The organism is Bradyrhizobium canariense, from assembly GCF_019402665.1.
In the GTDB taxonomy this organism is placed as follows: Bacteria; Pseudomonadota; Alphaproteobacteria; order Rhizobiales; family Xanthobacteraceae; genus Bradyrhizobium; species Bradyrhizobium canariense.
The window spans coordinates 41,864-57,182 of sequence record NZ_VSST01000024.1 but is presented as its reverse complement, the minus strand read 5'-3'; the positions used below and the strand labels follow the sequence as shown (position 1 = coordinate 57,182).

Below are 15,319 nucleotides of genomic sequence, written 5' to 3'. Positions count from 1 at the left end.
CATCAGATATCTCAGGCGGCCTCGATCGATGCGGCCGGCATGCCGCCGCGGCAAGCGAGACAGAAAGCCGCGAATGCCAGCGCCGCTCGCGGATCGTTGCCATTCGACGGCGGTACGAAAGCGAGCGACACTTGCGCGTGCTTGCGGCCGCCCAACAGGCAGGCGTCGATTCCTGCGACGAGCGCGTTGCGATCGTCGTCGGCGAGAAGCGACGGCCAGCCGCTGATCGCGACGCCCTTGCATGGCTTCACGTTCAGCGTGTTGCCGATCGCAAGTCCAAGCCGGAACAGCCGCTGGCGCAATTCCTGCCGCACGCGCGACGAGAGCGGTATCTCAGTCACCCATTCGCTACCGAGTTGAAGCAACTCGGCTTCCGCGACGCCCAGAAGCTCGGCCAGGGCCGGAAGCGACGTATAGGCCTCGACGCAGCCATGATGACCACAGCGGCAAATTGGTCCGTCGGCTTCGAACACCATGTGGCCGAGCTCGACCGGCTGGAGGGCATCGTCCTCGACCGGATCATCCATCCAGGTGCCCGCAACGCCCTGGCCGACGAAGACGAAGAGATGTGCGCCGCTGAAGGGATAATTCTCCGTGCGGCAGCGGTGAAAGATGGCGTGCGCGACCACCGAATTGGTGAACTCGACCGGCGCGCCGGCAAACGTCCCGCCGAACATCTCGCTGATACGCCCGATGTCGCAGGGAATGATCGGATTGCTTGATGTGCCCGAGCGGCCGAGGCCCGGAATGGAGACGCCGATCTGCGCGAGGGAGATGCGCCGGCGCTGCGTCCAGTCGCGCAGCAATGTCATGGCCTCGCGAAACGCCCAGCCGACCGTCGCTGCGGTCGGCGTCTTCAGCAGCGGCACATGCCCGATGTCGTGCAGTTCGCCCGACAGGCCCCCGATGCCGACGCTGAGCCGCTGGGTGGTCAGCTCGAAAGCCGCGAGCGTCACCGCCCCATCGAGCGACACGAGGCCGGTCGGGCCACCGACATAAGGGGCAGGGCGCCGGACTTCTTCGATCAGGCCTTCGGCCTTCAGGTCGAACAGGATGCGCGACAGGCTCGCTTCCGACAGGCGCACGGCCTTGGCCAGCGGCGGGCGAAACGACCCGCCTGACTGAAGCAGATGAGTCAAAATGGCAGCACGCGTCTGCCGCCGACTTCTCGGCTGCTCCGGCATTTCCATCCCTGTCGTCATTCTTACTTAGTGTAAGAATGCGCGCGGAGCATTTCGGCTGTCAAGCGGTCGCCGACGCATTGCGCCGACTTGTTGTTGTGCGCGGCAGCAAGATTGTGTCGGCGCAAAACAAAAACGGCGCCATCCGGAGATGGCGCCGCTTCGAAAGCCGTGATGGGCTCGACCTTACTTGCGGTTGTTGATCGCGACGTAGTCGCGCTTGGTGACACCGGTGTAGAGCTGGCGCGGACGGCCGATCTTCTGCTGCGGATCCTCGATCATCTCGCTCCACTGGCTGATCCAGCCGACGGTGCGGGCGACCGCGAACAGCACGGTGAACATCGAGACCGGGAAGCCCATCGCCTTCAGCGTGATGCCCGAATAGAAGTCGACGTTCGGGTAGAGCTTGCGGTCGATGAAGTACTGGTCGCTGAGCGCGATCTTCTCGAGCTCGAGCGCCACCTTCAGCATCGGATCGTCGCCATGGCCGGTCTCCTTGAGCACGGCGTGACACATCTTCTGCATGATCTTGGCGCGCGGATCGTAGTTCTTGTAGACGCGGTGACCGAAGCCCATCAGGCGGACTTCAGAGTTCTTGTCCTTCACCTTGGCGATGAATTCGGGGATCTTGTCGACCGAGCCGATCTCGGCGAGCATTGCCAGCGCTGCTTCGTTGGCGCCGCCATGCGCCGGGCCCCACAGGCAGGCGATGCCGGCTGCGATGCAGGCGAACGGGTTGGCGCCGGAGGAGCCGGCGATACGCACCGTCGAGGTCGAGGCGTTCTGCTCGTGGTCGGCGTGCAGGATGAAGATTTTGTCCAGCGCGTCAGCCAGCACCGGGTTGATCTTGTACTCCTCGCACGGCACGGCGAAGCACATGTGCAGGAAGTTCTCGGCGAACTTCAGCGAGTTTTTCGGATACACGAAGGGCTGGCCGACTGTGTACTTGTAGGCCATCGCAGCCAGCGTCGGGATCTTGGCGATCATGCGCATGGAGGCGATCATGCGTTGCTTCGGATCGTTGATGTCGGTTGAGTCGTGATAGAACGCGGCGAGCGCGCCGACAGCCGCCACCATGATCGCCATCGGATGGGCGTCGCGGCGGAAGCCTTGGAAGAAGCGGGCCATCTGCTCGTGCACCATCGTGTGATGGATCACGCGATCGTCGAAATCCTTCTTCTGCGCGGCGGTGGGAAGCTCCCCGAACAGCAGCAGATAGCAGGTCTCGAGGAAGTCGCCGTTCTCGGCGAGCTGCTCGATCGGATAGCCGCGGTATTCCAGCACGCCCGCGTCACCGTCGATATAGGTGATCTTGGACTGGCAGCTCGCTGTCGAGGTGAAGCCGGGATCGTAGGTGAACAGGCCGGACTGGCCGTAGAGCTTGCCGATATCGATGACGTCGGGCCCGACGCTGCCGCTGTGGATCGGAAGATCGAAATTCTTGTTTCCGACCGTCAGTGTGGCGGTCTTATTGCTTGGTTTTGCGTCCATCAGAGGTCCCCGATGTATGGTGAAACGGGCCGGACCCGGAGGCCCCGACGAGATATCGCGGGGCAGGCCGGATGTTCCAGAAGGTACGGCTGAGATGGGTATATTATTGCTGTGTGCGCTGCAAGATGGCGCCACGCATGGTCGACTTACGTCGTAGCCTAGTCCTTGGGCCGGTCCTTGGCCTAGTCCCTGGCCTGATCTTTAAGCCGGCCCAGGCTTTCCTGGCGTCCCAGGACGTCCAAGACCTCGAATATGCCGGGCGACGTCGTCCGTCCGGTCAGCGCCGCCCGCAGCGGCTGGGCGACCGCGCCGAGCTTGAGACTATTTTCCTCGGCATAGGCGCGCAGGGCGGCTTCCGCATTGGCCGCGCTCCACGTCTCGACTTTCTCCAGCGCGGAATGAAGCTGGCCGATCAGCTTGCGGTTCTCAGGGGTCAGCAGCGCTGCCGCCTTTGGATCAAGCTCCAGCGGCCGGTCGGCGAAGATGAAATAGGCGCTGTCGATCAGCTCGATCAGCGTCTTGGCGCGCTCCTTCAGGGCCGGCATGGCCTTCAGGAGCTGCGCGCGCGTGGCGTCGTTTAACTTGGCCTTAATCTCGTCGCGGCTCGGCACGACGTGGTCGAGCACGTCCTCGAACATCTTCACGAGTGATTGATCGTCGGCATTGCGGATGTAGTGGCCGTTGAGGTTTTCCAGCTTGGCGAAATCGAAGCGCGCTGCTGCGCGGCCGACGCTGGTGAGGTCGAAGGCTGCGATCATCTCCTCCGTCGAGAAGATTTCCTGGTCGCCATGGCTCCAGCCGAGCCGGACGAGATAGTTGCGGAGCGCGGCCGGGAGGTATCCCATGGCGCGGTAGGCATCGACGCCGAGCGCGCCGTGCCTCTTGGAGAGCTTCGAACCGTCCGGGCCATGGATCAGAGGGATGTGAGACATGCTCGGCAGCGTCCAGCCCATCGCGTCGTAGATCTGCTTTTGGCGGGCCGCGTTGATCAAATGGTCGTCGCCGCGGATGACATGGGTGACGCCCATATCGTGGTCGTCGACCACCACTGCGAGCATGTAGGTCGGGTTGCCATCGCCGCGCAGCAGGACGAGATCGTCGAGGTTTTCGTTCTGCCAGACCACGCGACCCTGGACCTGGTCTTCGATCACGGTTTCGCCGGTCTGGGGCGCGCGGAGCCGGATGGTGGGCTTCACGTCGGTTGGGGCCGTCGCCGGATCGCGGTCGCGCCACAGGCCGTCATAGAGGCGGGTGCGCCCCTCTGCGCGCGCCTTCTCGCGCATCGCGGTGAGCTCCTCGGCGGTGGCGTAGCAGCGATAGGCCTTGCCCTCGGCGAGCAGCTGCTCGGCGACTTCGCGGTGGCGGGCGGCGCGGCTGAACTGGTAGATGACATCGCCATCCCAGCCGAGCTCCAGCCATTTCAGGCCGTCGAGGATGGCGCCGATCGCCGCCTCGGTGGAGCGCTCCCGGTCGGTATCCTCGATCCGGAGCAGCATCTTGCCGCCGTGCTTCTTCGCATAGAGCCAGTTGAACAGGGCCGTGCGCGCGCCCCCGATATGGAGGAAGCCGGTCGGCGAGGGAGCAAAGCGGGTGACGACGGGAGAGGTGTTCATTGACCGCGCGGGATAAGGGAGGTGGCTGATTGGCGACCGTGTATCATAGGCGCGGGAGATTGTGCCAATGCTAATCCAGGTCGTTCATAGCCATCCGCTCGCGGACAGTTACAACCATGCACTGTTCCATACCATCGTCGAGACGCTGAAAACTCGACACGAAGTGATCGCGACTGACCTTTACCGCGAGGGGTTTTCCCCGGAGATGACCGAGGCGGAGCGGCGCAGCTACTATCACGGCCCCTATGCAGAGGACGCGGTGGCGAGCCTCATCGAGCACGTACGGCGCGTCGACGGCATTATCTTCTGCTTTCCGCATTGGTGGTTTTCGATGCCTGCCATGCTCAAGGGCTATTTCGACCGGGTCTGGGCGCCGGGTACGGCGTTCGCCCACGATCTGAAGGGTGGGCGCATCAAGCCGCTGCTGACCAACATCCGCCTGTTCGGCGTTGTGACGAGCTACGGCTCACCGTGGTGGTTGAGCCGGATCGTCATGCAAGACCCCGGCCGCAAGGTGTTGCTTAGGGCACTGAAACCGATGTGTGGATCCGGCGTTCGGTCGTTCTATTTGGCGCACTACGATATGGATCGCTCCACCTTGGCATCCCGGGCTGCCTTCATCGAGCGCGTGCGTGCCAGAATCGCCGAAGTTTGACCGGACGGTGGGCATGGGGCTTGGCCTAGGGGCTCGAATTTGGCAGAAGGGCCGCTGATTTCCCTACAGGATTTTCGTAATGACAGAACCGGTGGCGAACGAGGTTGGGCGCGATTTCATTCGTGACATCATCCAGGCCGACCTCGATCAGGCCAAATACAAGGAGATCGTGACCCGGTTCCCGCCGGAGCCGAACGGCTATCTCCATATCGGCCACGCCAAGTCGATCGCGCTCAATTTCGGCATCGCCCAGGAGTTTCCGGGCCGCTGCCATCTGCGCTTCGACGACACCAACCCGGTCAAGGAAGAGCAGGAATATATCGATTCCATCCAGGCAGACGTGCGCTGGCTCGGCTTCGACTGGGGCAAGAACCTGTTCTTCGCCTCGGACTATTTCGACCGCCTCTATGAATGGGCGGAGCAGCTGATCCGAGACGGGCTCGCCTATGTCGACGACCAGACCCAGGAGGAGATCCGTCTTGCGCGCGGCACGCTGACCGAGCCCGGCAAGAACTCGCCCTTTCGCGATCGCACCGTGGATGAAAACCTCGACCTGTTCCGCCGCATGAAGGCGGGCGAATTCCCGAATGGGGCGCGCGTGCTGCGGGCCAAGATCGACATGGGTGCGGGCAACATCAATCTGCGCGACCCCGTGCTGTACCGCATCCTGCATGCGCACCATCCGCGCACCGGGACCAAGTGGAGCATCTATCCGAGCTACGACTATGCGCACGGCCAGTCGGACGCGATCGAGGGTATCACGCACTCGATCTGCACCCTGGAATTCGAGGACCACCGGCCGCTCTACGACTGGTTCATCGAGAAGCTGCCGGTGCCATCGAAGCCGCACCAGTACGAATTCGCGCGGCTGAACCTGACCTACACGCTGCTGTCCAAGCGCGTGCTGACCCAGCTCGTCCGCGAGGGCCATGTCGCGGGCTGGGACGATCCGCGCATGCCGACGATGGCGGGCATGCGCCGCCGCGGCGTGCCGCCGGCCGCCCTTCGCGAATTCGTCAAGCGCATTGGCGTGGCGAAAGCCAACAGCGTCGTCGACGTCGGCATGCTCGAGTTCTGCATTCGCGAGGAGCTGAACCGGACGTCACAGCGGCGGATGGCGGTGCTGAAGCCGCTAAAAGTCGTGATCGAGAATTATCCGGAAGGGCAGACCGAGGAGCTCGAGGCGATCAACCATCCGGACGATCCCTCTGCCGGCACCCGGAAGGTCACGTTCGGCCGTGAGCTCTACATCGAGCAGGACGACTTCATGGAGAACCCGCCGAAGAAGTTCTTCCGTCTGTCGCCAGGCAACGAGGTGCGGCTGCGCTACGCCTATTTCGTCAAATGCACCGGCGTGATCAAGAACGATGCCGGCGAGGTGGTGGAGCTGCGCTGCACCTACGATCCCGCGACCAAAGGCGGTAACGCGCCCGATGGCCGCAAGGTCAAGGCCACCATGCACTGGCTGTCGGCGGCGACATCCGTGCCCGCGGAAATCCGCATCTACAACCAGCTGTTTGCCAACCCGAGCCCGGACGCCTCGAACTTCGCCGCCGATCTCAATCCGCAGTCGCTGGAAATTCTAGCTGATGCCCGCGTCGAAGCATCGGTCGCCGAGAGCAATTCGACCGAGCCGATGCAGTTCGAGCGTCAGGGCTATTTCGTGCGCGACAACGACTCGACACCCGGCAAGCCGGTATTTTCCAGGACCATTGGTCTGCGCGACACGTTCGCGAAGGAAGTCGCGAAGGGCTGAAAAGGGCTGCGAGACCACAATGAGCGACGAAGCCGACGCGATCGTTTCCGCCATCATCGCCAAATGGCGCGCCGGCTTCGCAACGCTCGACGCCGCGGCACTCTCGTCTCTGTATTCGAAGAACGCCTTCTTCTTCGGCTCCAACCCAAAGCTCTATCGGGGCAGGGATGGCGTCGCAGACTATTTCAACGGCCTGCCGCGCTGGCGCAAGCCGAGCGCGGTCTTCTCCGAGGTGTATGCGGCGCAGGCAGCTCCTGATCTCATCAATATGGCCGCAACCATCTCGTTCAATCTCGCCGGCGAACGCCCCGATTTCTCGGTCAAGATGAGCTGGGTCATCATGCGCGAGGACGGCGACTGGAAGATCGTCAATCACCATGCTTCGTCGCAGACGCCGCTGATCTGACCAGCGGGGCACACGGCTTCGTCATTCTCGTGAGAGAACGAATGTGCACCTCGCGCGTTGGGGTGGGCCCAACAAGGAACCCACCATGCAGAACATCGCAGAACACATGGAAGTCATCGGCGCCGACGGCGTCCATATCGGCACCGTTGACAAGGTCGAAGGCAATCGCATCAAGCTGACCAAGAAGGACAGCGGCGAGGGCAGCCACAAGGGGCATCATCACTTCATCGACAAGGGCCTCGTCGCGGACATCGAGGGCAACAAGGTCCGGCTGTCGGCCAAGGCGGATGTCGCGGTGACGATGGAAGAGGAAAAGTAGGGGGCGCGCCCTTTCGTTCCTGATCCGTACCGCTATCCGCCCGCCTGCACGTTCCGGTAGCTTCGGCCTTCGTTGCGTATCACCGAGTGCAGGGAATGGCGGAGCCGGGCCGGCCAGTACGGTCGCAGGGGATCGCGGGGACGTGGCCCGCGGGCCGCGCCGCGTCCGCTGGCGGCCTCGCGCCTGCAGGCCTCGACCTCTGGACATCGCTGGCCGAGACCGTCCGCGCCTGGCTACGCGCCGAGGCTGGCGCCGGGCGGCTGTTGCCGTGGGTGCCCGTAGCGTTTGGCTGCGGCATCGCGCTTTATTTTTCCGCCGATCACGAGCCGGTGCTGTGGATCGTCGCCACGACCGCCATCGCGCTCCTGCTTGGCGCGGCTCTGTTGCGGCGGAGCCGGCTGTTCGCCCCGGCCATCATGATCGCGGCGGTCGCGGCCGGTTTTGCCGTGGCGACCTGGAAGACGGCGCGCATCGCCCACCCGGTGCTGGCCAAGGCGCTCTATTCAGTGTCGTTGTCGGGCTTCGTCGAGGCCCGCGATATCCGCGAGCGTACCGATCGTTTCGTGCTGCGCGTCACGGCGATGGAGGCGCAACGCAGCGACGTCAGGCTCGAGCGCGTGCGCCTGTCGGTCCGCAAGGGCACCGCGCCGGAGGTCGGCAGCTTCGTTCAGCTGAAGGCGCGGCTGATGCCGCCACTCGCGCCGGTGCGGCCCGGCAGCTACGACTTTTCGCGTGACATGTTCTTCCAGGGCATCGGCGCCTCCGGCTTCGCGATGGGCGCAATCACGGTGGCGGCGCCGCCTGAGACCGCCGGCTTGCGGCTGCGTTACGCGGCCTTCATGCAAGGCCTGCGCGATGCGATCGATGCCCGCATCCGGGCGACGCTCGACGGCGACAACCGGGCGATCGCGACCGCGCTGCTCACCGGGCGGCGCGATGCGATCACCACGCCCGTCAACGACGCGATGTTCATCTCCGGCCTCGGCCACGTGCTCTCGATCTCCGGTTATCACATGGCGGTCGTTGCCGGTGTCGTGTTCTTCGCGGTGCGCGCGCTGCTCGCTCTGATCCCCAGACTGGCGGCCGGCTTCGCCATCAAGAAATGGTCGGCCGCCGCCGCGCTGGTCGCCGCTGCGTTCTACCTGCTGCTGTCAGGCGCGGAGGTCGCGACGCAAAGGTCGTTCTTCATGACCGCGGTAGTGCTGATCGCGGTGATGGTCGATCGCCGCGCCATCACCTTCCGCACGCTTGCTGTCGCCGCGCTGATCGTGCTCGCGGTCGCGCCGGAAGCGCTGGTGCATCCGAGCTTCCAGATGTCGTTTGCAGCAACGCTCGGGCTGGTGGCGCTGGTGCAGATCGGCATGCCGAATTTGTTTGCCTCGCCGGACCATTCGGCGACTGCACGCATTGCGATGTGGGGCGGCCGCGAGATCGCGATGCTGTTCATGGCTTCGCTGATTGCGGGACTTGCGACCACACCCTACGCCGCTTTCCACTTCCACCGTGTCACGCCGTTCGGCGTGCTCGCCAATCTCGGCGCGATGCCGGTGGTCTCGGCGCTGGTGATGCCGGCGGGGCTGTTGGGGCTGCTTGCTGCACCGTTCGGGCTGGACAGCGTGTTCTGGTGGCTGATGGGGATCGGCATCGACTGGATGGTCGCGGTCTCGCGCTGGGTCGCAGCATTGCCGGGTGCCGTCGGCCGCATCGCGGCGTTCGGGATCGGGCCGCTGATCGCGGCGAGCCTGGGAATCATCGTGCTGGGCTTGTTGCGGACGCCGCTGCGCTGGTCCGGCGCCTTGGTGCTGCTGGCAGCGATCCTCTGGGGACTGTCGGCGCGGCAGCCCGACATCCTGATCGCCGGGGATGGCGCGAGCGTCGCGGTGCGGGGCAAGGACGGATATCTGCACCTGATCAGGACCAGCAAGGACAGCTTTCTGCTCAAGGAATGGCTCGCTGCCGACGCCGATCCGCGCGATGCCGGCAGAGCCTCGCTGGCTGATGGCGTGTCCTGTGACGAATCCGGCTGCGTGACGCCACTGATCGACGGGAGGCTGGTCGCGCTGGCACTGCGGGTCGACGCTCTCGCCGACGATTGCAGTCGGGCCGCGCTGGTGGTGACGACGCGTCCCGCGCCGCCCGATTGCGCGGCGATGGTGGTCGATCGGCAGCGGCTCGCCAGCCAGAGCGCACTGGCGCTGACGCAGTGACGGATTTGTGGTTCAGGCGGTGAGGGCGAGAGGCACGAGCCGCCCCTGGTTGCCGGCCGGCGCCGGCGAGGGTGATTTCGACGGCAGCCTTGCGCCGAAGGCGACCGCGCCCCGCATCAAGGACGCAACGCCGGCGGAGACCGACTTGCAGGCCGACGATTGATCTGATGGTGCGGAGCAACGCAGCGGGTCGGTGCGTCCGCTCGGATTCGCTGGCGCAAACCACACCATCTCGCCGGCCACGGCCGGCGATGGCAATTCAATCCTGACCTCCGACCTCGTAGCCGGAGGGCGGCTGTTTCAGCCGATCGGCAGGTGCGTGACGGTCGGCTGCCTCTCGGCGATGATCTGCGCCTTGTGCTCGCGCTCGATGACCGACTGGGTCACAGGCAGTTGCAGCACGGTCGCGCGCTGGCCTTCGACGAGCTGCGTCACCAGCACAAATTTGCCGTCGGGGAATTCGATCGCGTCATGATGGCGGTCGGGAACGTGCGGATCGATCTTGCCGAACTTGCCCACGCGGGAATTGATGGTCCGCGTCCAGATCCAGCGATTGTCGTAGCGGACGTCGTCTGCGAAGGCGAGCTCCGTTCCCGGCAGCAGGCAGACGGCAACAGACGGATCGGCTGCGGAGGCGAAGCCGCGCGTCGAGGTGCCGCGGAAATTTGTCGTGACGATCGTCTCGCCGACTTCGGCGGGGCGCGACGCGACGGCATGCAGGCTGTAGTCACACATCGGGTGCTCCTCATGCTGGGATAGCAACCCGCGTCTCTTATCGAGGCGCAGGCCTCTATCAGAGTTGAAGCACGAAAGCTCTGCTCGGTTGTGGGCAAATCTGCGGCTGGTTTCCGCAAGCCGCGATCACATTATCTTTCCCGAATTCAATAGGAACAAAGAGAGTTGCGATGCATTCGGGAGGCGCATGCGCGAATATTGCCGGCTGGTGCAACGACCTCGATCGCTGGTCGCTGTTTCCTCGCACACTCGAGCCGCGAAGCGGTGCTGTTTCGGTGCTGCTTCTTGGGCGTCGCGAGTAGCCAGCGCCGGAGGAGGGGCCGGATAGTCTGTGCAGAACCAGAAAGACTATCCAGCCGGAGCGGACGATGATCCGCTCCAATCTCTGACCGGCGATGCCGATCGGAAGCGCGCGAGGCGCCAACTTCTCCAGGTATCAAGTACGTCCGGTATCAGTACTTCCGGTAAAGCCCGATCAGCTTGCCCTGAATCTTCACCCGATTGGGCGGCAGGATGCGGACCTCATAGGCAGCGTTGGCGGGCTCGAGCGCGATCGAGGCGCCGCGACGGCGGAAGCGCTTCAGCGTCGCTTCCTCGTCGTCGATCAGCGCCACCACGATGTCGCCGGTATCGGCGCTCTCGTTGCGCTGAATCAGCGCCATGTCGCCGTCAAGGATGCCGGCATCAACCATGGAATCACCGCGCACTTCCAGCGCGTAATGTTCGCCCGAGCCGAGCATGTCGGGCGGTACGCTGATGGTGTGGCTGCGTGTCTGCAACGCCTCGATCGGCGTGCCGGCCGCGATGCGGCCCATCACCGGTACCGCCACGGGGCGTTCGCCCTCGTCCGCGGGCAGGCTGGAGCCCGCACGCACCTTGCCGAGATTGCCCTCGATGACGCTGGGGGTGAAGCCGCGGCGGCTGCCGGCGGCTGCCTGGAGCTCCGGCAGCTTGATGACTTCAATCGCACGGGCGCGGTTGGGCAGGCGTCGGATGAAGCCACGCTCCTCGAGCGCCGTGATCAGGCGATGGATGCCCGACTTCGAGCGCAGATCGAGCGCATCCTTCATCTCGTCGAAGGAGGGCGGCACGCCGCTTTCCTTCAGACGTTCACTGATGAACCGCAGAAGCTCGTATTGTTTGCGCGTTAACATCTCGACCAAAGTCCCCCGGTTGATGTCGTCCGATTCCGAGACGCAGAATTCGGCAATAAGCCGCTACATGCTCGAAACAAATCATGAACGGACACTATATGTTCGATACATGTTCCGCAACTGCTTAATTTACCGTGAACAGAGCAAAGTTCGCGGAACGCGCGTTGCGGGGGTGCTCAGACGGGGAGCCGCAACACTTCGCAAGCCGTGCCGGCTTCGGCCTTCGGCGCGAATGGTGCGCGCACGAGAAGTACCTGTGCTGCAGCGAGATTCGCAAGCAGCGAAGAGTCCTGATGATTGACGGGAAGAACGACGCGTGTGCCATCGTCACGCTCCTCCAGATGCGCGCGCAGATAGTCCTCGCGCTGGTCGTTGGCGCCGACGCCGCGGCCGAGCACGGCGCGTTCGCGGCGATGGTGAATCACTGAACGGCCCGACAGGGCGCGAATCAGCGGCACCATGAACAGGAAAGCGCACACGTAGGACGACACGGGATTGCCCGGCAGGCCGATCACACCCATTGCGCCGAGTCGCCCGTGCATCATCGGCTTGCCTGGCCGCATCGCGATCTTCCAGAACGCCATCGCGATGCCTTCGTCCCGCAGTGCCTGCTGGACCAGATCGTGGTCGCCGACCGATGCGCCGCCGGTCGTGATCAGGATGTCGGCGCCGCTCTCGCGGGCGCGGCGGATGCCGGCGGTGGTCGCCTCCAGCGTGTCGGCGGCAATACCGAGGTCGATCGTCTCGGCGCCTTCGCTGCGGGCGAGCGCGTGCAGGGCGTAGCCGTTGGAATAGACGATCTGGCCGTGGCCTGGCGTGGTGCCTGGCATCACTAGCTCGTCGCCGGTGGCGAGAATCGCGACCTTTGGACGCCTGAAAACGACAAGGTGCGGATGATTCATCCCGGCAGCGAGCGCGAGGTCGCGCTCGGTGACACGGCTTCCCTTGCGCAGGAGCACGTCACCCTCGCGGAAATCGACGCCGGCGGGGCGGATGTGCCGACCGGCGATCGCGGCTTCCTTGATCATGATCCGCTTGCCGGCGGCGACCGTGTCCTCCTGGATCACGACGGCGTCCGCGCCACCGGGAACGACGCCGCCGGTGAAGATCCGTACGGCCTCGCCGGCGCCGATCGTCCCGGCGAACGGTCGGCCCGCCGCGACTTCGCCGACCACGGTGAGCTCCGAATCGATCGTCGCGGCATCGGCCGCGCGCACCGCGTAGCCGTCCATCGCCGACATCGCCTGCGGCGGCTGCGTGCGCCGCGCCGCGAGGTCACGCGCGAGCACGCGATGATGGGCCTCGTCGAGGGAAATCATTTCTTCCGGCAGCGGCTCTGCACCCGCCAGCACCGCGGCAAGCGCGTCGGAAACCGGCATCAAGGCCACGGCGAAAACTCCTGCTCGGCACGTTCGGGCGAATGTTCCGCACGTCTTCTAGCCGAGCGCGGGCGCAGAGGCAAAAACCGCTGAGCGGGCACAGTCATCCCGCCGCTTCACATTGTTCCGGAAGGCAGGATCAAGCGCGTCGCGGCATGATGCGAAGAACCTGACAAATCGGCAGGAGAGCGGCCATGGAAGCGACGAAAATCACGGCAAGGAAAATCACGGCAAGGCGAGAACGACGAGCGCCCCGGGCTGCATCGATCAGCTCCCTGCCTGCCCGGGAGTTACGTCGGGCGCCTTGGCTCCCTGGTCTTTGTCGGGCAGCGGATCGGCCTGGGATTTCAGGTCGGCGGCCTTGCTCACAAGCTTGGCGGAAAGGTCCGAATCTGAAGTTGTCCTGGCGAATTCAAGAAGAAGAGAGGCCTGCTTGGTGAGGTAGGTTTTGCCCAGCACGATGATGCATCCGTCCGTAGAAGTCCCAACGGACTCTAAGAGTCCGGAAGGCGGTATTCCGTTCCCGGAACTCTGTACAAAAATGCACAAAGTGATCGGGTTCCTCAATTTCTCAAAATTGGTCCCGGCGGGCGGTGCCGCCGTGGGTTTCGCGACACCGACTCCTCGTCAAATGCCCAATGCCTTCAATGCGTTCCCGACGTCACGCGGCGAGGTCACATGCACCGCCGTCAAGCCGCGCGCCCGCGCTCCCTCGATGTTTTCGGCAAGATCATCGAAGAACACGATGCGCCCGGCGGGCACGCCGATCGCCGCAACGACGTGGTCGAAGGCCTCCGCATCCGGTTTGCGCAAGCCGATGCTGGACGACAAATACAGCTCGCGGAAATGGCCGAGGAGGTCGGCATATTCCCTCGAGAAATGGTCCACGTGCGGCCGGTTGGTGTTGGAGAAAGCGTAGAGCGGCATCTGCTTCGCTGCCCGCGGCAGCAGCTCGGCGATGTCAGGCATTTCGCCGGCGAAGATCGCGTTCCAGCCTTCCAGGAACTGCGCGTCCGAAATGCCGATTCCGAGCGAGGCTCGCAATGAGGCGAAATAATCCTCATCGCTGATCTTCCCCATCTCGTGCAACCGATAGGCTTCGCTGTCCCGCACATAGCGCGCGACGATGGCTTCGGGCTTGCAGCCGGCATGTCCCGCCCAGCAGGCGATTGCCTTGGAGAAATCGATATCGAGCACTACGCGGCCGAGATCGAACAGGAGCGCATCCGCGCTGCCGGGAGAGAGCGATGTCACCTGCATCCTTTCACTCAGTATCGATATGGCTCGTGGTCGAACAGCGGAAACGCGCTGAACACACTCGGCGCGTTGGTTGCGGTCGCCTGGTGCAGGCAGGATTTGTCGAGCTCGGCGAACGACGTCGCACCCAAGAGGCCGAGGCAGCGCAGCACTTCGTCCTCGAGCAGCTCCAGCATGCGCGCCACGCCGGCTTCGCCGGCCGCCGCCAGCGCCCAGCATTGCAGCCGGCCGATGCCGACGAGGTCGGCGCCCGCCGCGATCGCCTTGACGATGTCGGTGCCGCGACAGACACCGCCATCGACCATGATCTTGGCGCGGCCGTTCACGGCATCGACGATCTCGGGCAGCACATGCATGGCGCCGCGACCGTGATCGAGCTGACGGCCGCCATGGTTGGAGACGTAGATCCATTCGACGCCGTGATCGATCGCGATCAGCGCGTCCTCTGGCGTCGCGATGCCCTTGAGGATCAGCGGGATCTTGAACTTGTCCTTGATCATCTTCACCGTCCGCCACTCCAGACCCTTCTGGTAATCGCCGCCGGTGGCGCGCAGGCGGCTCTCGCGAACGTAGCGCTTGGCGATGTCACGTTCGCGACGGCTGTAATGAGCGGTGTCGACGGTCAGGCAGAAGGCGGCGTAGGCGTTCTTCTCGGCCCGGCTGACGACGTCGGCAACGAAGGCGTCGTCGCCGCGCACATAGAGCTGGTAGAGGCGCAGCGCGTCGGGCGCAGCTTCGGCGGTCTTCTCGAGGCCGGGCTCGGACACGGAACTGAGCATGTGCGCCGCACCGAAAGGACCGCAGGCGCGTGCCACGCTCGCCGCACCATCCGGATCGAAGATCTCAAGCGCGCCGACGGGGGCGAGTACCACCGGCAGGCGCATCTTGCGGCCGAACTGCTCGACCGAGCCGGTGACCTTGCGGACATCGCGCAGCACGCGTGGGCGGAAGGCGATCTCGTCCAGTGCCATGCGGTTGCGACGCATGGTGGTCTCGGTCTCGGCCGCGCCGACGATATAATCCCAGGCATTCTGGTTGAGGTTGGCGCGGGCTTTCCGGATGAATTCATGCAGATTCTGGAACGGCTCGGTGCTGGCGCCGAGCTCGACGTTCCTTTCCGGTTGGATGCGGGGTGCTTCGTTCATTGTTATCCTCCCGAGAATTTG

At 64.3% G+C, this 15,319-nt stretch carries 13 protein-coding genes and 1 pseudogene; 5 read left to right on the top strand and 9 right to left on the bottom strand.

Annotation, left to right across the window (positions count from 1 at the left end; all coding sequences use genetic code 11):
* Positions 1–11: 11 nt before the first annotated feature.
* From FXB41_RS14040 to gltX, 3 genes are all read right to left on the bottom strand, one after another.
* Positions 12–1,190 carry an ROK family transcriptional regulator gene (locus FXB41_RS14040; RefSeq protein WP_219682255.1) on the bottom strand — a complete coding sequence of 393 codons (1,179 nt, stop codon included), beginning with the start codon at positions 1,188–1,190 and terminating at the stop codon, positions 12–14.
* A gap of 177 nt (positions 1,191–1,367) precedes the next feature.
* Entirely contained in the window at positions 1,368–2,672 is a 1,305-nt protein-coding gene (gltA, locus tag FXB41_RS14035; RefSeq protein WP_007603656.1) for a citrate synthase, read from the bottom strand.
* Positions 2,673–2,854: 182 nt separating this feature from the next.
* The gene (gltX, locus tag FXB41_RS14030) at positions 2,855–4,285 is read right to left on the bottom strand and encodes a glutamate--tRNA ligase (RefSeq protein WP_219682187.1); all 1,431 of its coding nucleotides are present in this window, start codon (positions 4,283–4,285) and stop codon (positions 2,855–2,857) included.
* Between the two features lie 67 nt (positions 4,286–4,352).
* Between gltX and FXB41_RS14025 the strand changes: the two genes are divergently transcribed.
* The 5 genes and pseudogenes from FXB41_RS14025 (at position 4,353) to FXB41_RS14005 (ending at position 9,791) form a co-directional block, all read left to right on the top strand.
* Complete coding sequence (locus tag FXB41_RS14025; protein ID WP_007603660.1) at positions 4,353–4,940, top strand: NAD(P)H-dependent oxidoreductase; 588 nt, start codon at positions 4,353–4,355, stop codon at positions 4,938–4,940.
* Positions 4,941–5,019: 79 nt separating this feature from the next.
* Positions 5,020–6,696, top strand: coding sequence for a glutamine--tRNA ligase/YqeY domain fusion protein (locus tag FXB41_RS14020; RefSeq protein ID WP_219682186.1), 1,677 nt, complete (start codon positions 5,020–5,022; stop codon positions 6,694–6,696).
* A gap of 19 nt (positions 6,697–6,715) precedes the next feature.
* Complete coding sequence (locus FXB41_RS14015; protein WP_219682185.1) at positions 6,716–7,102, top strand: YybH family protein; 387 nt, start codon at positions 6,716–6,718, stop codon at positions 7,100–7,102.
* An 85-nt stretch (positions 7,103–7,187) separates the two neighbouring features.
* Entirely contained in the window at positions 7,188–7,421 is a 234-nt protein-coding gene (locus tag FXB41_RS14010; RefSeq protein WP_007610829.1) for a DUF2171 domain-containing protein, read from the top strand.
* A 95-nt stretch (positions 7,422–7,516) separates the two neighbouring features.
* A pseudogene (locus FXB41_RS14005) lies at positions 7,517–9,791 on the top strand (ComEC/Rec2 family competence protein).
* A gap of 137 nt (positions 9,792–9,928) precedes the next feature.
* Here the strand turns inward: FXB41_RS14005 and FXB41_RS14000 are convergent.
* The 6 genes from FXB41_RS14000 to FXB41_RS13975 form a co-directional block, all read right to left on the bottom strand.
* Complete coding sequence (locus tag FXB41_RS14000) at positions 9,929–10,363, bottom strand: hypothetical protein (RefSeq protein WP_219682184.1); 435 nt, start codon at positions 10,361–10,363, stop codon at positions 9,929–9,931.
* Positions 10,364–10,815: 452 nt separating this feature from the next.
* On the bottom strand, positions 10,816–11,517 hold the full coding sequence (gene lexA, locus FXB41_RS13995; protein WP_007590583.1) for a transcriptional repressor LexA: 702 nt from the start codon (positions 11,515–11,517) through the stop codon (positions 10,816–10,818).
* A gap of 176 nt (positions 11,518–11,693) precedes the next feature.
* The gene (locus FXB41_RS13990) at positions 11,694–12,905 is read right to left on the bottom strand and encodes a molybdopterin molybdotransferase MoeA (RefSeq protein ID WP_219682183.1); all 1,212 of its coding nucleotides are present in this window, start codon (positions 12,903–12,905) and stop codon (positions 11,694–11,696) included.
* A gap of 258 nt (positions 12,906–13,163) precedes the next feature.
* A complete protein-coding gene (locus FXB41_RS13985; RefSeq protein WP_007590586.1) occupies positions 13,164–13,355 on the bottom strand; it encodes a hypothetical protein in 192 nt (63 codons plus the stop codon).
* A 168-nt stretch (positions 13,356–13,523) separates the two neighbouring features.
* The gene (locus FXB41_RS13980; protein WP_027567128.1) at positions 13,524–14,156 is read right to left on the bottom strand and encodes an HAD family hydrolase; all 633 of its coding nucleotides are present in this window, start codon (positions 14,154–14,156) and stop codon (positions 13,524–13,526) included.
* Positions 14,157–14,164: 8 nt separating this feature from the next.
* Positions 14,165–15,298 carry an alpha-hydroxy acid oxidase gene (locus FXB41_RS13975; RefSeq protein ID WP_219682182.1) on the bottom strand — a complete coding sequence of 378 codons (1,134 nt, stop codon included), beginning with the start codon at positions 15,296–15,298 and terminating at the stop codon, positions 14,165–14,167.
* Positions 15,299–15,319: the final 21 nt, after the last annotated feature.